We start from the raw sequence: 25,043 nt of genomic DNA, 5'->3' as shown, positions 1-25,043 counted from the left end.
GGGCGGCCCTTTTCGTGCTCAGGCGGCTTCGAGGACCGCGCAGGTGAACGTGAACCCGCCGCCGACCCCGATGAGCACGATCCGGTCGCCCGGCTCCGGCGTTCCGTCGCGGAGCAGCTGGTCGAGGGCGAACAGGTGGTCACTGCCGCCCAGGTGCCCCAGCCGCAGCCCGGACGCGAAGAGCGTGCCCTCGCGGTCCAGGCCGAGGGGACGTTCGTAACCGTGCTCGAAGGCGTTGGCACCGACGAACGGCGGGACGACCCACCGGGCTTCGGCGACGCTCGTCCCCGCCTCCGCCAGCGCCGTCTCCACCACTTCCCGGACGCCTTCGACGTGCGCGCGCACGACCGAGGCCGGGGTGCGGGTGCCCGCGGCGAAGAACTGGCGGGTTCGCTTGCGCACCACCGCGGGTTCCTCGGCCGGGCGGTCCCGGAAGGGTTCGTCACCGCGCTGGAGGCCTTCGAGCGACGGATCCGTCCGCGAAACGCAGGACAGCACGCGTGCTCGCCCGTGCCCGCGGCCGAGGACGGCCGCCGCGCCCGCGTCGCCGAGGGCGATTTCCGGGTCGACTTCGAAGCGGTCGATCGCGCTCGCGGGGAAGCGGTCGCCCACGGTGAGCAGGACCCGCGGGAAGTCCGGGCGGCCGGCGAGCAGGCTCGCCGCCGTCTCGATCCCGGCCATGGAAGTGTTGCACAGCGCGGAAAACTGCATCGACATCGCGGGCGCCGCGGCCAGCAGCCGGTCGGCGACCCAGCAGGAGGCCGACCAGGTGTCGAGCCCGGGGTAGGCCATCGAGCCGTGCAGGTGCGGCCCGACGGCCCCGGGCCCGGCCGCGTCGAGTGCCTGCCGCCCGGCCCGTACCGCGAGCTCGGGGCCGGACAGCTCGGACCAGGCCACCGAGACGATCCCGGTGTGCGCCGTGACGTGGCCGGGCACCGGGCGCAGGTCCCCGGCGTACCGGCCGGTGCCCTGGATCCAGACGTCGTCGAACTTCACCGCAGGTGTCCCTCTTCCAGTTCCAGTGTTCGATCGGCCCGTTCCCCGAGCCGCTCGTCGTGCGTCACCAGCAACACCGCCAGCCCGTGGGCGCGGCGGCGGTCGAGTGCGTCCAGCACCACGCCGGCCGTGGCGGTGTCCAGCGCCGAGGTCGGCTCGTCGGCCAGCAGCACGCGGGGCCGCGCCGCCAGCGCGCGGGCGAACCCGGCCCGCTGCCGCTGGCCGCCCGAGCACTCGTCCGGCCGCCGCGCGGCGAACTCCGGCCCCAGCCCGGCTTCCCCCAGCAACCGGATCGCTTCGGCCCGCGGGTGCCGCACGCCGTGCAGCACCCGCAGCGGGCGGCCCACGGCGTCGGCCAGGGTGCGAGCCGGGTTCAGCGCGCCGTAGACGTCCTGCCGCAGCAGTTCCACCTCGCCGGGCGCGGGCGGCGCCCACCCGTGGCCGCCGCGGAGCAGGCCGTCGCGCGCGAGAGCGCGCAACAGCGTCGTCTTGCCGGCACCCGACTTCCCGAACAGGACGACGAGTTCGCCTTCGCGCAGCTCCAGCCCGCCACCGCGGAACACGGGCTCGCCCACGGGGACGACGAGCCGCGCACCGGGCGGCCGCTCCTGCCCGAGGTCGAGGACGTCGTCGGCGACCCGGGCGAGCCACCCGCGGTCGTGGCTGACCACGACCGCGGTGCGCCCGGCCAGCACGGCCGTCACCTGTTCGAGGGTCTCGCCATCGAGGGCGCTGGTCGGTTCGTCGAGCACGAGGAAATCGGGGTGGCCGCCGATCGCCCGGGCCAGCGCGACCCGCTGCGCCTCGCCGCCGGAGATCTGGTGCGGGTACCGGCCGGCGATCCCGGCGGGCCCGGCGCCGACGCGCCGCAACGGGTCCAGCGCCGGATCCTGGCCGAGGAAGCCGACGTGCGCGCGCCGCCACCGGCGGGCCTGCCGCGTGCCGGGGCGGATGGGCACGCCGCGGTGGGCGAGGGCGCCGTGCCACGAAGTCGTGGCCGGGGGGAGCTCGCCGAGGAGCAGGTGCAGCAGGCTGGTCTTGCCCGCGCCGGACGTGCCCGTCACGCCCAGGACGTGGCCGGCGGGGAGCCGGACGTCGAGCTCCAGCACGCGATCACCGCCGTGCCAGGTGCCCCGGAGGGTGATTTCGCCGGGGGTGCCCGGTGCCTGGTGGACCACCCGCGGCGGTTTCCGCGGCCGGGCGCGCCCGGCGAGGTCGAGGGCGAGGGTCACCGCGGTGGCCACCACCGCGAGCGCGGCCGCCGGGGCCAGCACGGACCAGGGGTTGAGCTCGGCACCGGGCAGGTTCTCCCGCAGCATCGAGGCCCAGTCCGGGCTGGGCGGCGGCGGGCCGAACCCGAGCACGGTCACGGCGACGGCGAGCTGCAGGGCCGTGCCGGCCCGTAGGCCGAGATCGCCGAGCACGGTCCCCGCCACGGCGGGCAGCAGCTCCCGCACCGGGCTTTCCCCGTGGGCGACGGCGGCCTCGACGAACCCGGCCCGCCGCAGCGGCCGCGCGGTGGCGTGGACGACCCGGGCCGACATCGGCACCCCGAGCAGCAGGACGACGACCGGCACGGCGGCCCAGTAGGGCAGCACGACGGCCCCGACGAGGACGAGCAGCAGCGACGGAACCATGAGCACGGCCCCGCTGAGCCGTGCGAGAACCCGTTCCCCGCCCCGGCTCGACGCGGCCCCCAGCCCGGCGAGCGTGCCGAGCGCGGTGGTCAGCAGCCCGGCGGGAAGGGCCAGTGCGAGCAGGGTGGCCCCGCCGGCGAGGGTCCGGGTGAGCACATCCCGGCCGAGGACATCGGTGCCGAGCGGCGAGCCGGCCGCGGGAGAAGCCCACGGCAGCCCGACGGCGGCGCTGGTTTCGGTGCCGGAGAGAAGGCCACCGCCGAGCACCGCGGCGGCAAGCACGAGCAGCCCGGCGAGGGGCCACCACCGCCTCATCGGACTGCCGCCCGGACAACGCCCCCGCGGCAACCCGCCCACCGAGGAGCCGAGAGCGGCGCTACCGAGGCCTCCGCCTCCGCGGCGACCGGCCGCCCCGACCCGCCGGCAGCGGGCCCGGGAGAACCCGCCAGGCCACCGCGCAGCGCCGACAGCCGCCACCCCGGGACCACGCCAACCGGCAACCCCCACCCATCGAAGCCGGCCGTCCACCAACCCCGCGGCGGCCAAAGCCACCGCACCGAAGCCCCAGCCCCCACGGCGAACGGCAGCCCCGGCTCGCCGGCGGTGAGGCCGGAGGAATCCGCCCGCCCACCCCGCAGCGCCAGCAGCTGCCACCCCGGGACCACGCCATCCGCGGCCACCCCCGACCCCACCCCACCGAGGCCAGCCGCCCGCCAACCCCGCACCAGCCGCCACCACCCCGGGACCACTCCAACCGCAGCCACCCCCGACCCCACCCCACCGAAGCCAGCCGCCCACCAACCCCGCACCAGCCGCCGCCACCCCAAGACCACTCCAACCGCGCCAACCACGGCCACCCCCAACCCACCGAGACCGCCCGGCGATGGCAGGTCCGCCGAAGCCGGCACACCCGCCGCAGCCGAACCCCTCACCGTGCCCCCGCTTTCGCGATCCGGTCCGCCGCCAGCACCACCATGAGCACCACCGCCGCGTCCACCAGTGCCACCGCCTGGACCACCGGCACGTCGCGCGTTGCCACCGCCGTGGCCAGCAGCTGGCCGAAGCCCGGGTACGCCAGCAGGGACTCCACCACCGTCGTCCCCGCCAGCAGTGCCCCCGCCAGGACTGCCGCCCCTTGGGCCACCGGGCCCGCCAGATGGGGCAGCACGTGCCGGACCAGCACGCGGGCCGGGGGGACTCCGCGCAGGTGGGCGTCCACCACGAACGGCCTGCCCATGATGTCCGCGGCCGGGCCGCGGACCGCACGAGCCAGCCACGCCGCCGACGGCAGGGCGAGCGCCGAGATCGGCAGCACCAGCACCGCGGGCTCCTCCCACGCCGACCCGCCCACCGGCAGCAGTGACACCGCCGGCAGCCAGCCGAGGCCCGTGGCGAACACCAGCACCAGCCCGCTCACCAGCACCACCTCCGGCACCGCCGCGAACGCCGCCACCGCCGCCGACGCGGCCGCGCGCCGGGCCACCACCAGCGCGACCGCCACCCCGAGGACCACCGACAGCACCCACGCCGGAACCACGATCAGCGCGCTCGCCCCGAGCCGCTCCGCCAGCAACGGCCCGACCGGACGCCCGTCCACCAGCGACCGGCCCAGGTCGCCGTGGGCCAGGCCGGCCAGCCACGAACCGAACCGCTCCCACAGCGGCCGGTCCAGGCCGAGGCCGGCCCGCAGCTGCGCCAGCCGGGCCGGGTCCGCCTGCCGTCCCGCCAGTACCTGGGCCGCGTCCTGGGGCAGCGACGCGGTGAGCAGGAAGACGCTCGTCACCACCACGGCCAGGGTGAGCGCGGCCCGGGTCAGCGCTGCAGCCACACGCCGTCCAGGAAGATCCGGGCGAACCCCGTCCCGGACGGCAGGTTCCGCACCGACGGCGCCGCGACCGTCAGTGCCGCCCCGCTGCCCCACACCACCCAGCCGCCCTCGGCCGCCATCCGCCGCTGGATCCCGCCCAGCAGCCCGGAGCGGCGGTCCGGGTCGGTCGTCGCCATCGCCGTGGCGAAGTCGCGGTCGGTCGCCGGGTCCCGCCAGCCGGTCTCGTTGTAGCCGGCGGTGCTCAGCGCGGTCTGCCGGACCCAGACCGGGAACGGCAGGTCGGTCGTGTACCCGACGCAGAACGGCTCCACCGTGTACACCTGCGTCCAGTACGTCTCCGGCGGGTGCTGCCGCACCTCCACCGCGCAGCCCGCCTCCCGCAGCTGGTCCGCCACGGCGGTGGCCGTGGACACCATCCCCGGGTACGCGGTGGTGGTGTGCAGCACGAGCGACAGCCCGCCCGCGAGTGCCCGCGCCTTCGCGACGTCCCGGGCGGGAGCGGCGAGGCCGCGCGGGTACGACGGGTCGGCCGGGCCCGGCGCGTCGTTGCCCACCGAACCGTAGCCGAGCAGGACCGAGTCGAGGAGCGCCTGCCGGTCGACCGCCAGCTTCACCGCCTGCCGCACCTCCGGCCGGTCGAACGGCGCCTTGTCCAGCCGCATCAGCAGCGGGTAGGTGAGCGCGTCCGGCCGGGACGTGACGGCCAGCCGCCCGGTGCGCTCCGCCGTCTTGGCCGTCGCCGGGTTGACGTTGGCGGCGACGTCGATCACGGCCGAAACCACCGCCACCGAAAGCGCTTGCGGGTCGGCGAACCCGCGGATCTCCAGCCCGTCGAGCGCGGGCCGCGGGCCCCACCAGCCGTCGTTCCGCACCAGCGCGACGCCCTGCGCGTCCGCCCGCGCGAACTTGAACGGCCCCGATCCCACCGGGTCGTCGAAGGTCTCGGTGCCTTCGGGGACGACGAACGTCACGCCGGCCAGCGTCCGCGGCAGCTCGGCATCCGGCTGGCTCGTCACCAGTTCGAGCACGTTGCCGTCCGCGGTGGACCGTCCGATGTCGACGGTGCCGAGCCGGGCGCCGTTCGCGGCCGCCTTGCTCGCGATCCGGCGCAGCGAATACAGCACGTCGCGGGCGCGGACCGGGCGGCCGTCGGTGAACGCCGCGTCGGTGCGCAGCTCGAAGCGCCAGCGGGTGGCGTCCGGCGACGAACTCCACGCCGTCGCCAGCCGCGGGAGCACCGTGCCGTGCTCGCCCGGCACGCACAGCACGTCGTAGAGCGCGGCCATCCGGACCCAGTCGGACTCGTTGAACAGCGTGCCGTGCGGGTCGGTGACCGCGGTGGCACCGCCCGCGGCGACCGTGCCGTACCGCAGCGTGCCGCCGCCCGCCGGCGCCCCGGCGGACTTCCCGCACGCCGCCAGCGCGAACGCGCCGGTCAGCGCCAGCGCGGTCCGGCGCGAAACCTCCCGGCTCACGCGGCACCCCCGAACCCGGACCAGTCGCCGGTCAGCGACGACGTCACCCGCTCCTGCCACGGCTCGTCGCGCAGCACCGGGTGGTCCGTCGCGACGCGGGCTTCCGGGCAGCTCGACTCGAGCAGCCGCGCGGAACCCCGCACCACCGTGTGGAAACTCGCCGAAACCGTGCCGCCGGTGTCCTTTCCGGACATGCCGAGCACGTCGAGCATGCTCAGCACCCGCAGGATGCCTGCCTGTGCCGTCAGCACGGCGGTGGCCGCGGCGCCGTCCGGCTTCGCACGCACCGCCGTCGTGGCGATCCCGACGGCCGCCGACGCGAGCAGCGCGGCCTGCACGAGGTAGGGCTGCGTGGCCGGACGGCGGCCCGCGCCCGCCGGCTCGACGTCCACTTCGGACGGTCCGGTCAGCAGGCCGTCCGGAACCGGCAGGGCCAGCCGGGCCCGGCGGTACTGCTCGGACAGGTGCCCGGCGAACGCGATCGCCGTCTCCGGGCACACGGTGCCGAGCGCGGCCAGTGCGCGGCCGGTCTGCTCCCAGTGGCCGCCGCGCCGCGGGGCACCGTTGAGCGGGCTGCCGAGCAGCCGGTCGAGCACCTCCGCCCGGGGCACGGCGGGGTTGGCCGCGTCCGCGACGACCCCGGCCGGGAGGAGGTTCTGGGTGTAGAGCCAGTTGGGCAGCAAATCAGAGTCCTGTCTTCTCGAGCGCGGCGGAGATCCGGGCCGCGACCACTGCCACGGCGGGGTCGTGCAGGATCGTGTAGTGGTGGGCGTCGACCTCTTCGACCGTCAGCTCGCCCTCGACGTACGGCCGCCAGCCGAGGTCCGGTTCGTCGAAGGAGTCGTCGACGCCCATGCCGATCCGGCTGTTGCGCGGGGACACCACGCCCGCGCGCAGGAGCAGGACGGGCACGGTGGCGTCGAGCGGGCCGGCGTGGTGGCCGGCGAGGCCACGCAGGTGCCGGGCGAACACCTCGAACCGCCGTCCGTCGAGGGTCAGCCCGTCGGCTTCGAGCCGCTGCCGCAACGCGTCCGCGGCGAGCCCGTCGCCGTAGTCGAAGCCGAGGAACAATTCGACCGAGCGCAGGTAGCGCAGCCGCGTCTCCTCCTCGCTCTCGTCCGCGTCGAGGCCTTCGAGCGCGACGATCCGTTCGGGGCTGTTCGCGTCGATCATCAGCAGCAGTGCGACTTCTTCGCCGTCGGCGCGCAGGGCGCGGGCGAGCTCGTGGCCGACCGTCCCGCCCATCGACCACCCGCCGAGCAGGTAGGGGCCGTGCGGCTGGTGGTTCCGGACGACCCGCAGGTACCGCCGGACCATTTCCGGGATGCCTTCCGGGCCGGCGCCGTCCACCAGGCCCGGGTCGGTGAGCGCCACGACCGGGTTCGGCACGTCGAGCCGCCGGGTGAGGTCGGTGTAGCAGAGGACGTCGCCGCCGGAGGGGTGCAGCAGGAACAGCGGCGTGCCGGTGCCCTGCCTGAGCGGGACCGCGACGGCGTCGTCGGCCCGCAGCGCGCGGGCCAGCCCGGCGACGGTCGGGTCGGCGAGGAACTCCCGGGGCGGCACCGGCGGCCCGGGCAGCCGGCCGAGCATGCGGACCGCCAGCAGGGAGTCCCCGCCCAAGGCGAAGAAGTCGTCCGAGCGATCCACAGCGGACAGTCCGAGGAGGTCCGTCCAGAGCCGGGCGATCGTCTGCTCGGCCGGCCCCGCCGGCGCACCGGCCTCGAGACCGCCGCGGTTTTCGACGGTGGCCGTGGCGGTGGCGACGGCGCCGGACAGGCCGACGTGCTCGTCCCAGCCCCGGCCGGCGGCCAGCTCCCGTACCCGCGTCACGACGTCGAGGAACACGCTGTCCACCAGGCCGGCGCCGAAGAGGTCCTCCACGACGGCGACGTTGAGCACCAGCTCGCCTGCCAGCTCGAACACCCGCAGTTCGAAGTACACCTGCGGGGTCCGGATGTGCTGCGCGTAGCCGGAAACGTCGATGCGGCCCAGCGGCCCCGCGGTCTCCGGGCGTTCCCCGCCGACGGCGGCGTCCATGCCGAGGGTGCTCTGGAAGACGAACGGCGCCACCGGACGGGTGCTGCCGCGTCGCCGGGCGACCTCCCGGGCCACCTCCACGCCGCTGACCAGGTTGTGGGCCAGCGACTCGGTGAGCTCGCGGTGCACGCCGCGGGCCAGGGCGGTGAACGCGCCGCCGTCGCCGAGGTCGATGCCGAGCAGCGCGGTCGAGGAGAACGCGCCGATCATGCGGTCGACGTCCGGGTGCAGCGGCAGCCGGTTGGCCTGCAGGCTGTTGAGCAGGAACCGGCTCTGTCCGGCGGCCTTCGCCAGTGCGACCGCGTAGGCCGCGAGCAGCACCGCGGTCGGGGTCAGCTCGCGCCGGGCGCACTCGGCGCGCAGGGCTTCCCACTCGGGCAACCGCGACTCGCGGGCGGCCATCAGGTTCGCCGAGACGTCGCGCGGTGCGGTGCGCAGCGGCACGTCCGGGGCGGCGGGCAGGGTGTCGATGCGCTGCCACCACCAGTCGCGATCGGCGGCCCATTCGCCGCCCTCGCGGATCTCGGCGAGCGCCGTCGCGTAGTCGCCGAAGTCGACGAGCAGGGGCGGCAGCACGGTGTTGGGATCGGCGACGTAGGCGAGCAGTTCGCGTTCGAAGACCGCGGCCGACCAGCCGTCCACCACCAGCAGGCTGAAGGAGGTGAACAGCCGTCCCCGGCCGCCGGGCAGCAGGACCAGGCACATCGCCAGGCCCGGCCCGGTCACCGGGTCCGGCCCGTGGGTGCCCAGCCGGTCGCGGATCGCCAGCAGGTCGCCGCCGTCGCGCAGGTCGACGACGTCGAGGCGGATCTCGGCGTCCGGGTGCAGGCGCTGGGTGCCGTCGGGCAGGATCCGGGCCCGCAGCATCGGCTGGTGGGCGGTGACGCGACGCAGGGCATCGGCGAGCGCGGCGGGCGCGCGTTCGGCGTCCACTTCGGACAGGGCGACGTCGGTGCAGACGTGCGCGGAGTCGTAGGACAGCTCCCAGCCGCCCTGCTGGCCGACGAAGTAGGCCTGCTGGAGCGGAAGCAGCCCGAACGGTTCACCCGCATCCCGCCGGCGCCGGACGCGCGTGGCGAGCGCCCGCGGCGCGGGACCGTCGGCCGAGCGGACCCGCACGACGGCGGCGAGCTCGGTCAGCGTGGCCTCGGCCCGGATCTCGGCGGGCCCGAGGACGACGGTGAGCCGCTGCCGGATGAACGACGCCATCCGGACGGCCAGCAACGAGTCCCCACCGGCGGCGAGGAAGGAGGTGTCCGGGGCAAGGCCGGCCGGATCGAGGTCGAGCAGCTCACCCCAGATCGCGGCCAGTGCTTGCCGAATCGGATCGGCCTCGGCGGATGCCCCGGCCGGCTCGTCCCGCCCATCCCGCCCATCCGGCTCGTCCCGCCCATCCCCCATCTCGTCCGCCCGAGCGCCCCAATGTGGCCTTGGGTGCGTTGAACGCACCGAAGGCCGCCTTGGGTGCGTTGAACGCACCGAAGGCCACCTTGGGGCGCTCGGGGTGGTGGCCGGTGCCTGGTCGTCGTCGCCGGGTTCGGCCGTGGCCCAGTCCGTCTCGGCCAGCTTCTCCAGCCAGGCCACGTACTCGCCGAAGGCGTGGTCCGCCTCGGTGGCGTCCAATGCGGTCTCCGCGACGTCCCACTGCAGGATCAGCTCGCCGTGCCGCTCGTACGCCTGGTGGTCGAGCCACACCTGCGGGGTCTGGCTGACCCCGTGCACCACCGGGCCGAGCCACTCCGTGTCGTGCGGCTCGCCGCCCATCCGGTCCAGCCCGAGCATCCCGGTGAACACCACCGGGACGTTCCGCTGCCGGCCCGTGCGGCGGGCCTGCTCGGCCAGCACCTCCAGCCCCGAGAACGCGCTGTGGTCGAGGTCGTCGAACAACCGGGCCTGCGCCGCGGCGGCACGGGCGGCGAACCCGGCCACCCCGCGCCGGTCGGTTTCGAACAGCAGCAGCGACGAGAACTCCCCGACGATCCCGTCGTGGCCTGCCGGGCGGTCGAACACCGTGAGCGTCAGGCAGAAGTGGTCGCTGCCGGACCACCTGGCGAGCACGTCGGAGTAGGCGGCCAGCAGGACGGCGGTCGGCGTGACCCCCGCGGCCGCCGCGCGCTCGCGGATCCCGGCCCACCGGCCGGCCGGCAGGACTGCCCGGCGGCGGCCGAACCGCGGCCGCTCACCCGCCGGGCGCACCGGCAGCGGCGGCGCGTCCGGCAGGTCGCGGGCCAGCCAGTACTCCGCGGCCCGGCGGTGCTCGGCACTCCCCTGCCGCCGCTGGAGCGCGGCCACGCAGTCCGCGAACGTCGTGGCCGGGGCCGGCAGCTCGGCCGCCGGGTCGGCGTACAGCGCCCGCAGTTCGCGGTCGACGATCAGGTAGCTCGCGGAGTCGCACACCAGCACGTCGACCGACAGCAGCACGCGCTGCTCGCCGCCGGGCAGCCGGGCGACGTGCGCTTCGATCAGCGGCCAGCGGCCGGGGTCGGCCACGCGCCGCGAAAGGCGTTCACGCAGCTCGGCCAGGCCGGCTTCGGTGACGTCGTGCACCGGCACGCGGTAGACCGGCACTTCCGGCAGCACGAGGTTTTCGCCGTCGGCGGTGACGACCGACCGCAGCATCTCGTGGCGCGCGATCACGCGGTTCCAGGCGCGTTCGTAGCGCTCGACGTCCAGGCCGGGTGCCCGGTGTTCCAGGTAGAAGTGGCAGGCGACCTCGCCGAGCCCGTACCCGGCCGAGCGGCCGACCCGGTAGGCGTGCTGGACGCGGGTGAGCGGGAACGGCCCGCCGGTGGCGCGCACGACCTCGCCGGACGGCCGCTCGAGGGGCTCGCCGGCCACCGAGACGAGCTCCGCCAGCCCCGCGACCGTCGGCCGGGCCAGCAGGTCACGCAGCCGCAGGGTGATCCCGTGGTCGTCGCGCAGCCGGGCGAGTACCCTCGTCGCCAGCAGGGAATGGCCGCCCAGCGCGAAGAAGTCGTCCTCGCGGCTGGTCACCTCCTGCCCGAGCGCCTCGCTCCACACCGCCGCCACCAGCCGCTCGGCCGCGTTCGTCACCGCCGCACCGCCGTCCGACGCGCGGACCGTCCGGCTCGCCAGTGCCCGCGACCGGCTGTTGAGCTCCGCCGGCGACACCGCGACCTGCGCCGGGGGCTCGGCGGCCGCCGCGAGGCGCAGGAGTGCGTCAAGCGCGTCCGTGCTGTCGAGCGCGTGCCGCATCGTCAGCTCCGCCGCCGAGGCGCGCTCGGCCTCGGTGCCGAACCGCCAGCGGTCCCAGTCCACCGCGAGCCACGTCGCCGCGGAGCCGCGCATCGCGTGGGCGAACCCGTCCACGAACCGGCTCGCCGCCACGTACGCGCCGAGCCCGAAGCCGCCGATCGTGCCCGCCGCCGAGGACATCAGCAGCACCGTCCGCACCGGCCGCCCCTCGACCGCCGACCGCAGCGCCACCACGCCCGCGACCTTCGGTGCCAGCGACCGCAGCACCGTCTCGTCGTCCACTTCGGACAGCGTGGCCAGCTCGACGACGACCGGGGCGTGCACGAGCAGGTCGATCCGGCCGTGCTCCTCGATCACCCGGTCGAGCAGCGCGGCCACCGCGGCGGCGTCGGTGACGTCGACGGCCTCGACCCGGACGCCGGGCACCGGACGCGGGTTCCGCGACGCCAGCACGACGTGCGCCGGGCCGTCGTCGAGGAGCCGGCGGGCCAGCGCCCGGCCGACGTTGCCGAGCCCGCCGGTCACGACGACGACCGGGGCGGCGGGCAGCTCGCCGAGCGGGGCGGGCCGCCAGTGCTCCCACTGCCGCAGCCACCGCTTCCCGCCGCGCAACGCCAGTTCCCGGGCGCTTTCCCCGCTCAGCAGGTCGGCCACCTCGGCGAGCGCCGCGCGCGCATCGGGCACCTCGGTGACGTCGAGGGTGCGCCAGCGGACGCCGGTCTCCTGGCCGAGCACCCGCGGCAGGCCGCGCACCCCGGCCGCGACCGGGTCGACGTCCTCCGTCCCGATGACGGCCTCGCCATGCCGGGTCAGCTGCAGCACCGGCAGGTCACCGAGGTCCCGGTAGGCGAGCACGACGTCGGCGAGCCGCCGCGTCTCGTCGCCGGAACCCCCCGGCGGGGCCACCACCACGGCGACCGGCTCGCCCTCCCCCGAAGCGGCCCGAAGCGCGTCCGCCCACGGGCCTTCTCCGACGACCCGCACGCCCGGCGCCGCGGCGGGCAGCGGCGGCAGCTGCCGCCAGACCGGCAGCTGCAAGGGCTCGCGCGGGCTCGCGTCGTCGGTCACGCGCGGCGCCGGGGCGACCCAGTACCGCTCGCGCTGGAACGCGTAGCCGGGCAGCGGAAGCCGCCGACGGCCCGGCCGGTGCAGGGCCGCGAGCGAGACGCCGGCGCCCAGGGCCCACAGCCGGCCGAGGGCGTCGAGCGCGGCGGCCCGGCCGTCGCCGCCTTCGTCCTGGCGCGGGAACGTCGTGACCGACGGCCCGCGGCGCGCGGCCAGCGACGCGAGCATCCCGCCCGGCCCGACCTGGACGAGGACGGCGTCGTCACCGCACGCGGTGTCGAGCGCCTCGGCGAACCGGACCGTTCCGCGCAGGTGCCGGACCCAGTGCTCCGGGTCGGCCGGGTCGCTGCCGGGCAACGTCGTGACCAGCGGGAGTTCCGCCGGACGCGGCGAAAGCCGGGCCGTTACCGCGCGCAACGCGGGCATGGCGGGCTCGACGAGCCGGGAGTGCGCCGCGACGTCGACGCCGACCCACCGCGTGCGCACGCCGTCGGCGGCGAGCTCGTCCCGCAGCCGCTCGACGTCGGCGCGGGCGCCGGACACCGCGCAGGCGTCCTCGGCGTTCACCGCGGCGAGGTCCAGGCCCGGGTGCCGGGCCAGCAGGCGGTGCACCTCGGCCTCGCCGAGCGGGACGGCCAGCATGCCGCCGCCGTCGAGCCCGGTCATCAGCCGCGAACGTTCGGCGACCAGCCGCGCGGCGTCCGCACCGGACAGCACCCCCGCGACGACCGCCGCGGCGTACTCGCCGACGCTGTGGCCCAGCACGACGTCCGGCCGTACGTCCCAGCTCTCCAGCAGCCGCGCCATCGCGACCGACGCGGTGAACAGCGCCGGCAGCCCGGCACCCGGGTCGCGGGCCGCCCCGTGCGCCGGGTCGAGCAGCACGGCCCGCACCTCGGCGGGGAAGAACGCGGCCAGCTCGTCGACGGCCTCGGCGAACACCGGTTCGTCGCGGTACAGCCCGGCCGCCATGCCCGCGTACTGGGCGCCGCCGCCGGGAAAACCGAACACGATCCGGGGCGCGCGCGAGCGGGGCGAGGCCACCGGCGCGGCCCGCAGTGCCGCCGCGACGTCCTCGCCCGGCGCGACCGAGACGGCGGCGCGGACGGGGAACTCCTTGCGTCCCAGCGCAAGCGTGTGCGCGACGTCGGCGGTGTCACCGGCGGCGTCACCGGACAACCCGTCGGCGAGTGCCCGAGCGGTCGCCCGGCAGGCCTCGGCGGTCGCGGCCGAGACGACGATCAGCTGCGCGCGCTCGTCGCGGACGGCCGGGACCGGCGCCGGCGCCTCGCCGAGGACGACGTGGCAGTTCGTCCCGCCGATGCCGAACGAGCTGACCCCGGCGCGACGCGGGCCGTCCGCGGCCCACGGCTCGGTTTCGGTGACGATCCGGAACGGCGAGCCGTCGAGCTCCAGCGCGGGGTTGACCGGCGTGGCGTGCAGTGACGCCGGGATCGTGCGGTGGGCCAGTGCCAGGACGGTCTTGAGGAACCCGGCGATGCCGGCGGCGGAATCGGCGTGCCCGATGGTGCCCTTCACCGAGCCGAGCCCGCACCACGCTGCGCCGGCCGGACCGAACACCCGGCGCAGTGCCTGGACCTCGATCGGGTCGCCGAGCACGGTGCCCGTGCCGTGTCCCTCCACGTAGGACACCTCGGCGGGATCGACGCCCGCCACCGCGAGCGCCTCGGCGATCGTGCGTGCCTGCCCTTCCGCCGAGGGCGCGGTGAACCCGGCCCGGCGCGCCCCGTCGTTCGCCACGGCGGAACCGAGGAGCACGGCGTGCACGTGGTCCCCCGAGGCCAGCGCGTCCGCGAGCCGCCGCAGCACCACGACACCCGCGCCCTGGGTGAACACCGTCCCCCGGGCGTCCGCGGAGTAGGGCCGCGTCACGCCGTCGGCGGAGAACGGCCCGTCCGGCACGTGCAGGTAACCGCGGCCCTGCGGCACCCGCAGCGACACCCCGCCGGCCAGCGCGGTGTCGCATTCCCCCGCCAGCAGCGACTGCGCGGCGACGTGCACGGCGACCAGCGAGGTCGCGCAGGTGGCGCCGACCGCGATCGCCGGGCCGGTGAACCCGAACCGGTGCGCGGTGCGCAGCGGCAGGTAGTCCGCCACGTTGCCGGTGTGCAGCTGCAGGCTGCCCGCCGGGTCGGCGCCGCCGAGCGGGTCGAACCGGTGCGCGAGGTTCGTCGCGAGGTAGGCCGACAGCGCGGCCCCGGCGAAGGTGCCGACGACGCCGGCCTCACGGCCGCCGGCGTGCCCGGCGTGCTCGAGGGCGTGCCAGGCCGTTTCGAGGAACACGCGCTGCTGCGGGTCGAGCAGCTCCGCCTCGGGGCCGGACAGCCCGAACGGCGCCGGGTCGAACCGGTCCTGGTCGTCGATCAGGCCGCCGACCGGGACGTAGGCCGGGTTGCGCCGCAACGGCTCCGGGACTCCGCGCGCCGCGAGTTCCGCGTCGTCGAACCGGGTCAGCGCATCGCGGCCGTCGGCGAGCAGGCGCCAGAAGCCGTCCGCGTCGGGCGCACCGGGGTACCGGCAGGCGAAACCGACGACGGCGAGGGGTTCACTCATCAACCATTCCTTGGCAGCGGAGGGAGAACGTCAGACGCGTCCGACGAACAGGTACTGGCCGATCCGGCCGAGCGGGTGCCCGGGTGGTGGGAGGCAGCCGGCGGTCCGGAATCCGTTCGCGCGCAAGGAGTCCAGCCATTCCTCGCGGGTCGGGAAAATGCGGTCGGTGCCCCGGCGGAAGTCGGTGAAGTCCGCGTCCGGGTCGGTGGCCGGGGGTGACATCAGGAACTGCATGGAGGTCATGAGCTGGTGGTGCTCGACCGTGGTGTCGACGAAGACCAGCGCGCCGCCGGGCGCGATCAGCTTCCGCAGCCCGGCGAGGACCTCACCCGCGTGCCGGGCGTTGTGCAGCACGTTCGCCGCGAGCACCACGTCGAAGGACTCCGGGACGTGCCCTTGGGCGGCGAAGTCGCCGTTGACGTCGAAGAGGCCGTAGCGGACCCAGTCGTAGGCGGCGAAGCGTTCCTTCGCCGAGGACAGGAAGAACCGCGAGACGTCGGTGAAGAGGTAGTCCGGCCGGTGGGCGGCGAGCGCGGGCAGCACCACCGCGCTCGTGCCCCCGACGCCCGCGCCGATCTCCAGCACGCGCAGCGCCGGGCGCGCCAGTGACGCGACGACCTCGGCGGCCGCCGCGTTGGCGTACCGGCTGGCCACGTTGCGCTGGTAGACGTCGTCGGCGACGTCGAGGTCGGCGTCGGCGAACAGCAGGGCCTGCAGGGAAATCTCGTCGCGCAGCAGCTCCGGCAGGTAGGACACGCTGAGCTGGAAGAACCGGGCGAGCCCGGACCCGTGCTCGAGGCCGTGCGCGGCGGCGTCCAGCTCGGCGCGGGCCCGTTCGACCTCGGCGGCGCCGACCGGCCGCAGCAGCCGGTACCGGCCGTCCTCGACCGTCGCGAGGTCCCGCGCGACGAGTGCGCGCAGCCAGCGCCGGACGATCCGCCGGTGCCGCGGGGCGGCCTTCGTGGCCGCGTAGACCTCATCGAGGTCGTGGGCGCCGGTCAGGCCGTGCCGCCCCAGCGTGAACACGATCGCCAGCAACGCCACGGCGTCGAGCCGGTCCACCAGGGCCGCGAGGCCGTCCAGATCGGCGTCCGCGACGGCGCGTTCGCCCGCCGCGTGCCCGTTTCCCGTGATCACGCGGCCAGCCTAGATGACAATGATTTTCATTTCAATGTACGGTCCGCGGAACCTTCCCGGCGTTCCGCGGGCAGCCGGACCCGGATCCACGTGCCGCGCTCGCCCGGCCGGACCGAGACCGTCCCGGCGCAGGCGGTGACCACGGAGTGCACGATGCTCAGCCCCAGCCCGGCGCCGCGCTCCTCCGGCGGCCGCCGCCGCGCCTCGTCACAGCGGAAGAACCGCTCGAAGACCCGCAGGTGGTCCGCCTCGGCGATCCCCGGCCCGTCGTCGACGACGTCGAGCACGGCGTCCGCCCCCTCGGCGCGCAGCACGACCTCCGCGCGCGTCCCGGCCGGCGTGTGCCTGCCGACGTTGGCCAGCAGGCACGACACCGCCTCCCGCAGCCACGGTTCGACACCCGGCACCACGGGCGCCTCGCCGTCGCAGCGGTAGCTCACCGGGTGTCCGGGGTGCGCCGCGCGGGCCGCCTCGACCACTTCGCGGCACAGCGCGTCCAGCTCGACCGGCCCGGCGCGGTCCGGATGGCCTTCGTCGATCCGCGCGAGCAGCAGCAGGTGGTCGGCCAGCGCGGTCAGCCGCCGCGCTTCCCGCTCGACCTCGGCCAGCGCGTGTTCACACGCGTCGCGGTCGGCCAGCACGCCCAGCCGCAGCAGCTGGGCGTAGCCGATGATCACCGTGAGCGGCGTCCTGAGCTCGTGGCCGGCGTCGGAGGTGAACCGCCGCAGCCGATCGTCCGGTTCGGACAGCCGGGCGAAGCGCTCCGGCGGCCGCAGCGTCCGCCGGAACAGGGTCGCGGCGGCCGCCACCACGAGCGCGCACACGGCGACGTCCACCGCGAGCACCGCGCCCGCCAGCCGCGCCGCGATCGCGAACTGCGCACCCAGCGCCCGGGCCGTGATCACGAACCGGCCGCCGTCGACCCGGTCGACGACGCCGTAGTACCCGCCGAAGAACCGGTACTCCCGTCCGCGGCGGCCGCGCGCAGCACCGCCGGGCCGGGTACCTCGAACCCGCCGGCGCGGACGCCGATCCGTTCGGCCACCGCGCCGTCGGACCGCAGGACCAGCACGACGCCGTCCTCGTCGGTGGCGCCCGCACCCGGCCCCGGCACACCGCCGGCCGCGAAGCCGACCCGGGCGACCTGGTCCATCCGGTTCGCGTCGATCAGCTCCCGGTTGCGGATCTGCTGGTACAGCACGAGCGCGCCGGCGGCGAGGACGTTGACCACGAGCACCGTCGCGAGTGCCACCAGCCCGCCGGTCCACACCAGACGGCGGCGCAGCGACCACGGACGACGGGTGTTCCGCCGGGTCATGCCGGACCGGTCACCGCGGGTCCGCCACGGCCGCGAACCGCGCCCGGACCGCCGCCGCCCGCGACGTCGTCATCGCGACCGCCAGCACCTGCATGCCCGCCGGCTTCACCGGGTCGTGGCCGGTCAGCTGCGCGATCCGCTTCAGCCGGTAGTCGAGGGTGCTGCGGTGCACGATCAAGGCCTGGGCCGCGCGCGTGCGGTTGCCGTCGGCGCGCAGGAACGCGCGCAGCGTCTCGGCGAGACCGGGCCCGGCGAGCACCGGCGCGATCAGCCGTCGCAGCTCCGTTTCGACCGACACGTGCCGCATCGCCGCGTACTCGACCGCGAAGTCCTCCAGCCGGTGCACGCCGGCGGGCGCGTCCGACGCCACCGCCAGCGCCACGACGTCCCCGGCGGCCGCCGCGGCGGCCGGGACCTCGGCGGCCCGCGCCCAGTGCGGCGCCACCCAGACCGTCTCGGGGAGCGTTTCCCGCAGTTTCGCCGCCAGCTCGGGGCCGCGGCCCGGGTCGGCCTCCGGCACGAGCAGGTACCCCGCGCTCCCCCGGGCCACCGCCACGCCGCCCAGCGGGGGCAGCCGGTCGAGGCCGCCCAGCACGGCGAGCACCTGGTAGCAGGCCGCCGCGCCCGGCACCGGCTGCCCGGCGAGCAGCGCCGACGCGAGCTGTTCGCCGGCGAGCGGCGAGGCCGTCCGCGACCGCGCGTGCCGGTGGAACCCGCCGGCCAGGCCGCGGGTCACGGCGTGCCCGACGCGCACGACGTCCTTCAGCACGCCCGAAGTCCCCGGGCGCGCCCCGGCCGCCCGTTCGACGGCCCAGGCCGTGAGCCTGCCGACCAGGACGAGCAGCGGGTCCGGCAGCGCCCCCGCCGCGGCCAGCGCGCTGCCGACGCGGGCGGTCTCCTCGACCTCGCGCGCCGACGTCCACGCCCGCCGGTCGCCGGACGCGAGCGCGGCGACCGTGGCGCCGAGCAGCCGCCGCACGACGGCCCGCGCCGCCACGGGCTGCTCGTCGATCGCGGCCGCGACCTCAGCCCGCAGCTCGGCCGGGAGCCCGGCCGCCGACGGGACGGCCGTCCACGCCGAGGACGTGCCTCCGAACGCGAAGGCCGCCTCGGCGCGGATCGACGTGCTGGTCATCGCTGCTGCCTTTCGCCACGGGCCGAAATCTCCTCCACGTTATCGGTCCGACACCGTCTGTTCATTGCGCGGACACCGGAACATTCTTCGACGAAATCGAAATCGGACATCCGCCCGCCGCGACGGGCGGAAGGCCGTCCGCGGAACGCGGGCCCGCCGGTGAAATGTCCGGTATGCCCGCGGGGCGAGCGGGTAGCGACCTGCCGATCTCCTGGACCACCCGCTCCCCGAAATGGTTCAATTGACCGACCACGCAGGCCACACGTGAATTCGGGCACACTTCTTGCCCGAAAGCACAGCCATTTCCGCATGGACCGGGCGGATACGCAAATCGCTGAAACCTTTCCCGATGACTCTGATTACCCATCCGATCGGCCCCCGCTAGGTTCGGCACATCCATCCGCGAATCCACAGGGCAGAACCGGGGGTCATGTCATGACCACAACGCTGCGCCCCGAGCCGGGCCTCGTCGAACCGACCGATCTCGCCACGAGCCTCTGGGCGGACGTCGCGCCGGTCCTGCGCGACGTGCCGGAGCCGCTCGACGCGGCCCTGCACTCGCTGCTGCGGGCCGCCATCCCCCTCATGGTGTCGGCCGCCAACGGCGAAGATCTCTGGTCCGAGGAAACGGCCACGCGGATCCGCGCCCACGTCACGAAGATCGCCGACGCCACCAACGACGTCACCCCGATCGTGGGCATGGTCAGCGAGCTGACCTCGCGAGTGCTCCACGTCGTGATGTCCGGCGGCGCCGGGCGCCCGGCCGGCTCGCCGCGCGCGGTGTCGGCGGCGGGCAGCAGGCTCGTCGCCGAGCTCCTCGCCGGCGCTCACCACACCACCACGCGGAAGCACCGCGGCACGCTCGCCAAGGGCCGGTCGCAGCGCGCGCAGGAGCTGCTGCGGGGCATCCGCACCGAAGCCGACGACGACTACGACCTCGCGCCCGCCTACGCCGTGGTCGCCGTGCACTGCGGCGAGCCGCTCGACACGGCCACGATGATCGGCACGTTCGAACAGGTCGCCTCGGACGGCACACTGACCGCGCTCGGCCCGGCGGGCGGCTTCGCGCTGCTGCCGGCCGGCGACGAAGCCCGCGCGGCGCAGCTGACCCGGCAGGCGCACGCCGCCCTGCCCGGCCGGGTCTGGATGTCGGTGTCGTGGCGCCCGCGGGGCGAAGTCGCCTGGGGACGGCAGGAGGCGGGGAAAGTGCTGTCCCTCGCACTCGCCGCGGACCACCGGCCCGGCGTCTACCTGCTGGCGGACCTGCTCGTCGAATTCGCCGTCGCACGCGAACCGACGGTCAGCGACAACCTGGTGCGGATCATCGATCCGCTGCTGCAGCACCCCGCCCTGCTCGAGACGCTCAAGGTCCTGGTGGCCACCGACGGCAACCGCAGCCAGGCCGCGGAACGGCTGATCATTCACCGCAGCACGCTCGACTACCGCATCCAGCGCATCGAGCAGCTGACCGGCCTGCACCCGGGCAGTGTCCGCGGGATCAACGTCCTCAGCGCGGCACTGACCGCGCACGCCGTGGCGGCGCAGGCCGGCCGGGCGAGCACGCAGCTCGCGCACCGGCCCGGCGGCAATTCATGAACGTCCTTCACCGCGACGGACCCGAACGATTCTCACGTTCGAGAAATGCCGGGCGCCGGCACTGAGGCCGCGATTCACCGACCTGCCCGCGAAGATCGCCGAAGGAGGTCACCCGATGGGCGAATGGTTCAAGGGGCCGATGACCCCCGGATCGCCGCGTGGCCGGTTGCTGGTGGCCGACGACGAAGTGAGCATCGCCGCCATCCTCTTCACCACGTTCCAGTTCCTCGGCTACGACGTCGTCACGGCGGCCACCGGCCGGGAAGCGCTCCGGGCGGCGGCCGCCACCGCACCGGACGTCGTGCTGCTCGACGTGATGCTGCCCGACTTCGACGGGTTCGAGGTATACCGGCGGCTGCGCGCCGCGGACGTCACGGCGCCGGTCCTGTTCCTCAGTGCCCGCCAGTCCACCGACGACAAGGTGCACGGGCTCACCCTGGGCGGCGACGACTACGTCGCCAAGCCGTTCGACATCAAGGAACTCGTCGCCCGGGTGGAGGTCCTGCTGCGCCGGAGCGCCCATCCCGCCCCGGCCTGCGACCGGCTGCAGGTCGGCCGGCTCGAACTCGACCGCGCCTCGCGTGAGGCCTGGAAGGACGGGGCGCCGGTGCAGCTTTCGGCCACGGAGTTCGACCTGCTGTGCCACCTCATGGCCAACTCCGGCAAGGCCGTGTCCAAGGCGGAGATCCTGTCCGCGGTGTGGGGCCACGACTTCCGCGGCGACTTCGGCGTCGTCGAAACGTACGTGTACTACCTGCGGCGCAAGCTCGGCCAGGAGCTGATCCGCACGGTCCGCAACTTCGGCTACCTGATCAGCACCTGAATCCCGCAACGAGAATGGGCCCGGTGACACACCGGGCCCATCGCACTCGTGCCGCCGGTCAGAACCGGCCGTCGCGCAGCGCCACCAGTTCGTCGCCCGACAGCCCGGCCGCCTGGCCCGGGAGAGCCGTGGCCTCGCTGTCGGCGAACGAGCTGCCGCCGTGGTGGGCCTTGTAGTAGTCGACCCCCTTCTGGACAGCCCAGTTGGCGATGAAGGCGGCACCGGCGCCGTTGAAGGCCGCCCAGAAGCAGGACACCGGCGCGGCACCGACCACCATCTCCAGCGGCCGGATGGTGTCACCGACGTTGACGAAGGACTCGACGGAATTCATTTCGTTCACCACATTCCTCGGTAATGGACACTTGCTTTGACTTGCCTTGACTCGACGCGGGCCGGTCACCCGCCCGACGAAACACCGCACCCGGAAACGGCACTCTCCACCAGGCTGCCCAGTTATCCGTTCCCGGACGGAACCGGTCAGAACCGTGCGGCGAGCAGCTCCAGCAGTTCGTCACTCGAGGTCTGGCCGGCCCAGCGCAGGCTGTCGTCGCCGGGGGCGAAGTGCCCGCCCCCGCCCTGCGCGTGGTGCTGGACGTACCAGTCGACCGCCTTGTCGACGGCGTAGTTCACGCAGATGCCGACGAAGGCACCGGCGAAGGCGGCGGGCGTGCAGAGAACCGCCACCGACGGGGTCAGCATCTCCAGCGGTTCGAGCGAGCCACCGGAGTTGGCGAAGGACTCGATCTGGGTCATTCGAATCACCTGCAGTCTGTCGGGGAGATTTGTTCCGGGGAAGCAGCCGAGTTCTCACCTGCTCGGCAGCGCGACACTATCCCAGCGCAGCGGCCGATCACATCCACCGGAATACGTATTCACGCCCGGCGATATTCCGAACAACCGGAAAACCGATTCGCGGAATTACGAACGCCGCACCGCGCCCGGCGGTGCGCGGACGATTTTCCGCACATCGCGGACTAGGTCACCCGTTCGGCTGAACGTCTACACTGGACACCTCCGGCCGGGAAGGAAGGGCCTGCCGTGACGACAGCCGAGCGGCCGCCGCGGTCACTGCGCACCAAGCTCGTGGTGACCGTGCTGACCGCGACTTCGATCGGTCTGGCCGCCGCGCTGGTGGTCACGATCGTCGGCGTGCACGCCTTCATGCGGTCCCGGCTGGAGCGGCAGGCCACCGACTACCTGGCCGGGCTTTCCGAGTACCTGGCGCTCCCGCCCGGCGCCCGCGCGGCGGCGGCGAGACCGGCGCAGCGGGGCGTGTGCGCGGCCATGGTCGTCACGGCGTCCGGGCAGCTGGCGGAGTACTGGGGCACGCACCCGGCGAAGATCCCGGTCCCGTCCGTGGACCAGCTGAAGTCCATGGCCGCCGGCCATGCGATCGCCACGCTGCCCGGCTCGGCCTACCTCGGGGTGGCCGAAGTGCTGCCGGACGGCCGCTACCTGGTGGGCGCGGTGTCCGCTGAGGACTACGACCAGATCGCCCGCCGGATCGTGGCCGCCGGGTCCCTGGTGGTGCTGATCGTGCTGACCGTGCTCGCGCTCGTCCTGCTCCAGCTGAGCAAGCGGTGGCTGCGGCCGCTGGAGTCGGTCGTCGGCACCGCCCGGTCCATCGCCGGCGGCGACCTGTCCCAGCGCGCCGAGGTCGCCGATTCGACGTTCGAGGCGTACAGCCTCACCCGGTCGTTCAACACCATGGTGTCCCGGCTGCAGGATTCGTTCGACCGGCGCGAAAACGCCGAGCTCCGGTTGCGCCGGTTCGTCGCGGCGGCCGGGCACGAGCTGCGCACACCGCTGTCGGCGATCTCCGGCTACGCCCAGCTGGCGCAGCTCGGCGCGCTCGACGAGCGGGCGGAGTTCCACGCGGCGATGCGCCGGGTGTACGGGGAGACGAAGCGGATGACCGCGCTGATCGACGAACTGCTGCTGCTCGCGGAGCTCGACCGGGGCCGTCCGTCCGAAGCGGAACCGGTCGACCTCGGCCCGCTGTGCATCGACGCGGTGCACGACGCGCAGGCGGCCGCCCCGGAATGGGAGGTGCGGCACGAGATCGATCCGCACCGGACGTACCTGGTCGTCGGGGACGCGTTCCGGCTGCGGCAGACGGTGGCCAACCTGCTCGCCAACATCCGGGCCCACACGCCCAAGGGCACCAAGGCGCAGGTGTGGCTGTCGACCACGGCGCAGGACCACGTGATCGACATCATCGACGACGGTCCCGGCATCGATCCCGCCCTGCACGAGCGGGTCTTCGAGCCGTTCTTCCGCGCCGGCTCCCCGCGCACGACCGGCAGCGGGCTCGGCCTGAGCATCGTGGCCGAGCTGGTCCACCACCACGACGGCACGATCCGCGTGCTGCCGACCGACAGCGGCTGCTGGGTCCGGGTCCGCCTACCCGCCATGACGGCAACCCCGGCAGTCCCGGCCGGCATCGGCCTACCCGGCCTCAGCTGACCCGCACCCGGAGAGTCGGCCCGCGTACCGGCAGGGTCGGCCCGCGTACCCAGAGAGTCGGTCCCCGTACCGGCAGGGTCGGCCCGCGTACCCAGAGGGTCGGTTCGCGTACCGGCGAGGTCGGTTCTCGTACCCGGCCAGCCGACCCTCCAGGTACGCGGACCGACGGTCCGGGTACGCGAGGCGACCGGTTCGGTGCGCGCGGGCGCCGGCTTTCCGGCCCCCGGCGGACCCCCGCACCCACGCCCGCGAGGCCGGGCTCACGACACCGTGCGGAGCTGGGTCAGCAAGCCGGCCAGCTGCTCCCCCAGCCGGCGGGTCGCGGCGAAGTGCGCGGCCGCCAGCGGGTCCGGCAGCACCTCGCGGGCGGGCAGCCGGACGTCGGGGCGTTCGCACAGGCACGTCAGCACGCCGAGGCCGCGCCACGCCATGAGTGCCGCTCCCAGCGCCGGGGCCTGGTCCGTCCCGACGACCTCCAGGGGTACGTCGAGCGCGGCCGCCAGCAGCGAAGCCCACAGCGGCGACCGCAGGGCCGAACCGCCCGCGCGCACCCGCGTGATGGGAGCCGTCCCCGGGCCGAGCGCGTCGCGCACCGTGGCCAGCTCGCGCGCGACGCCTTCCGCCATCGCGCGGGTCATCGCCGCCCTGCCGTGTTCGACCCGCAGCCCGACCAGCGCCGCGTGGAAGTCCGGGTTGCCCCACGAGGTCGCGTCGGCCGCCGGCTGCGGGATCCCGATCAGGCCTTCCGCCCCGATCGGCACCAGTTCCGCCTCGGCCAGCAGGACATCGATGTCAACGCCGCCGAACGACTCCGCCGCCCAGCGCGCCACCGAGTCGCCGTTGCTGAACGTGCCCCGCGAGATCCACAGCCCGTCGGCGAACGTGTGGCACGACACCAGCTCCGACTCCGGCACCACCGGCCGGTCCTCGAGCACGCACAGGTCCGCCGAAGATCCCATCGACAGCGCGGCGCAGCCGGGGGCCATCGCCCCGACCCCGACCTGGGCGGTGGCCGCCCCGGACGCGCCGACCACCACCGGGGTGCCGGCCGGCAGGCCGAGCAGTTCGCTCGCCGCACCCGTCAAGCGCAGCACCGCGGTCGGCTCGACCAGGGCCGGCAGCTGCCCGCGGTGCACGCCGGCGACGTCGAGGGCGGGCTGCGCCCAGTCCAGGGTGGCCGATTCCACCCACCCGGCGGCCGACGACGTCGAAACGTCGGTCACCAGCTGCCCGGTGAGCCGGGCCAGCAGGAAGCCCTTCAGCCCGGTCCAGTGCGCCACGTGCCCGAACAGCCCGGGGTCGTGGCCGGCGAACCAGGCCAGCTTGGCCACCGGGGACGCCGGGGTCAGCGGCACGCCGGTCAGGCGGTGCAGGGCGGTCCCCTGTTCGGCGACGATCCGCCGGGTGGTGCCGACCGACCGGCCGTCGGTGGCGTTGAGCAGCGGGGTGAGCGGCAGGCACCCGGCGTCCAGTGCGAGCAGGGTGGGCATGCGGGCGGTGAGCGACAGGCCCCGCACGGGGTTGCCGAAGACCTCGCAGATCCCGGCCGCCTCGCGGACCGCCGAGGCCAGGGTGTCCAGCACCAGCCACGGGTCCTGCACCGGGTCGACCGGGTGGTGGGTGGTCCGCGGCAGTGGCCAGGCCACGGTCTCCCGCAGGCTCAGGTCGTCGCCGAGGACGGCGACCGTGATCACCGCCGCCCCGATCTCGACCCCCAGGACCACGTCCCCGCCCGTCATC

At 75.0% G+C, this 25,043-nt stretch carries 16 protein-coding genes; 3 read left to right on the top strand and 13 right to left on the bottom strand.

Features of this window, described 5'->3' with window-relative positions; all coding sequences use genetic code 11:
• Nucleotides 1–18: 18 nt before the first annotated feature.
• The 10 genes from ACLJQE_RS21440 to ACLJQE_RS21395 all read right to left on the bottom strand — a co-directional run bounded on the left by ACLJQE_RS21440 (nt 19) and on the right by ACLJQE_RS21395 (nt 18,418).
• On the bottom strand, nt 19–996 hold the full coding sequence (locus ACLJQE_RS21440; RefSeq protein WP_410641079.1) for a 3-oxoacyl-[acyl-carrier-protein] synthase III C-terminal domain-containing protein: 978 nt from the start codon (nt 994–996) through the stop codon (nt 19–21).
• Complete coding sequence (locus ACLJQE_RS21435; protein WP_410641078.1) at nt 993–2,948, bottom strand: ATP-binding cassette domain-containing protein; 1,956 nt, start codon at nt 2,946–2,948, stop codon at nt 993–995. Before ACLJQE_RS21435 ends, ACLJQE_RS21440 begins: the two co-directional genes overlap by 4 nt.
• 613 nt (nt 2,949–3,561) lie before the next feature.
• Nucleotides 3,562–4,461, bottom strand: coding sequence for an ABC transporter permease (locus tag ACLJQE_RS21430; RefSeq protein ID WP_410641077.1), 900 nt, complete (start codon nt 4,459–4,461; stop codon nt 3,562–3,564).
• Nucleotides 4,446–5,936, bottom strand: coding sequence for an ABC transporter substrate-binding protein (locus ACLJQE_RS21425; protein WP_410641076.1), 1,491 nt, complete (start codon nt 5,934–5,936; stop codon nt 4,446–4,448). The genes ACLJQE_RS21430 and ACLJQE_RS21425 overlap by 16 nt, the downstream gene beginning before the upstream one ends.
• Nucleotides 5,933–6,619, bottom strand: coding sequence for a hypothetical protein (locus tag ACLJQE_RS21420; protein WP_410641075.1), 687 nt, complete (start codon nt 6,617–6,619; stop codon nt 5,933–5,935). The genes ACLJQE_RS21425 and ACLJQE_RS21420 overlap by 4 nt, the downstream gene beginning before the upstream one ends.
• A 1-nt stretch (nt 6,620) precedes the next feature.
• Nucleotides 6,621–14,828 carry an SDR family NAD(P)-dependent oxidoreductase gene (locus tag ACLJQE_RS21415; protein WP_410641074.1) on the bottom strand — a complete coding sequence of 2,736 codons (8,208 nt, stop codon included), beginning with the start codon at nt 14,826–14,828 and terminating at the stop codon, nt 6,621–6,623.
• A 30-nt stretch (nt 14,829–14,858) separates the two neighbouring features.
• On the bottom strand, nt 14,859–15,965 hold the full coding sequence (locus ACLJQE_RS21410) for a class I SAM-dependent methyltransferase (protein ID WP_410641073.1): 1,107 nt from the start codon (nt 15,963–15,965) through the stop codon (nt 14,859–14,861).
• Between the two features lie 26 nt (nt 15,966–15,991).
• Complete coding sequence (locus ACLJQE_RS21405; RefSeq protein WP_410641072.1) at nt 15,992–16,870, bottom strand: sensor histidine kinase; 879 nt, start codon at nt 16,868–16,870, stop codon at nt 15,992–15,994.
• Nucleotides 16,867–17,283, bottom strand: a complete 417-nt coding sequence (locus ACLJQE_RS21400; RefSeq protein ID WP_410641071.1) for a hypothetical protein — start codon at nt 17,281–17,283, stop codon at nt 16,867–16,869. The genes ACLJQE_RS21405 and ACLJQE_RS21400 overlap by 4 nt, the downstream gene beginning before the upstream one ends.
• 10 nt (nt 17,284–17,293) lie before the next feature.
• On the bottom strand, nt 17,294–18,418 hold the full coding sequence (locus ACLJQE_RS21395; protein WP_410641070.1) for a PucR family transcriptional regulator: 1,125 nt from the start codon (nt 18,416–18,418) through the stop codon (nt 17,294–17,296).
• Nucleotides 18,419–18,853: 435 nt separating this feature from the next.
• Between ACLJQE_RS21395 and ACLJQE_RS21390 the strand changes: the two genes are divergently transcribed.
• Nucleotides 18,854–20,014 (top strand): PucR family transcriptional regulator, encoded by a 1,161-nt coding sequence (locus ACLJQE_RS21390; protein ID WP_410641069.1) that lies wholly within the window; start codon nt 18,854–18,856, stop codon nt 20,012–20,014.
• A gap of 115 nt (nt 20,015–20,129) precedes the next feature.
• A complete protein-coding gene (locus tag ACLJQE_RS21385) occupies nt 20,130–20,837 on the top strand; it encodes a response regulator transcription factor (RefSeq protein ID WP_410641068.1) in 708 nt (235 codons plus the stop codon).
• Nucleotides 20,838–20,895: 58 nt separating this feature from the next.
• Here ACLJQE_RS21385 and ACLJQE_RS21380 read toward each other — a convergent pair whose 3' ends face one another.
• Nucleotides 20,896–21,168: a hypothetical protein gene (locus tag ACLJQE_RS21380; protein WP_410641067.1), complete on the bottom strand. Its 273-nt coding sequence runs from the start codon at nt 21,166–21,168 to the stop codon at nt 20,896–20,898.
• A 146-nt stretch (nt 21,169–21,314) separates the two neighbouring features.
• Nucleotides 21,315–21,590, bottom strand: coding sequence for a hypothetical protein (locus ACLJQE_RS21375; protein WP_410641066.1), 276 nt, complete (start codon nt 21,588–21,590; stop codon nt 21,315–21,317).
• A 285-nt stretch (nt 21,591–21,875) separates the two neighbouring features.
• On the opposite strand from ACLJQE_RS21375, the gene ACLJQE_RS21370 reads away from it, so the two are divergent.
• Nucleotides 21,876–23,303: a sensor histidine kinase gene (locus ACLJQE_RS21370; RefSeq protein WP_410641065.1), complete on the top strand. Its 1,428-nt coding sequence runs from the start codon at nt 21,876–21,878 to the stop codon at nt 23,301–23,303.
• A 260-nt stretch (nt 23,304–23,563) separates the two neighbouring features.
• Here the strand turns inward: ACLJQE_RS21370 and ACLJQE_RS21365 are convergent, their stop codons facing one another.
• The gene (locus ACLJQE_RS21365) at nt 23,564–25,042 is read right to left on the bottom strand and encodes an FGGY family carbohydrate kinase (protein ID WP_410641064.1); all 1,479 of its coding nucleotides are present in this window, start codon (nt 25,040–25,042) and stop codon (nt 23,564–23,566) included.
• Between the last annotated feature and the right edge of the window lies 1 nt (nt 25,043).

The sequence above is a fragment of the Amycolatopsis sp. lyj-346 genome (genome assembly GCF_046548975.1).
Taxonomy (GTDB): domain Bacteria; phylum Actinomycetota; class Actinomycetes; order Mycobacteriales; family Pseudonocardiaceae; genus Amycolatopsis.
This window is presented reverse-complemented; position numbering and strand designations above follow the sequence as displayed.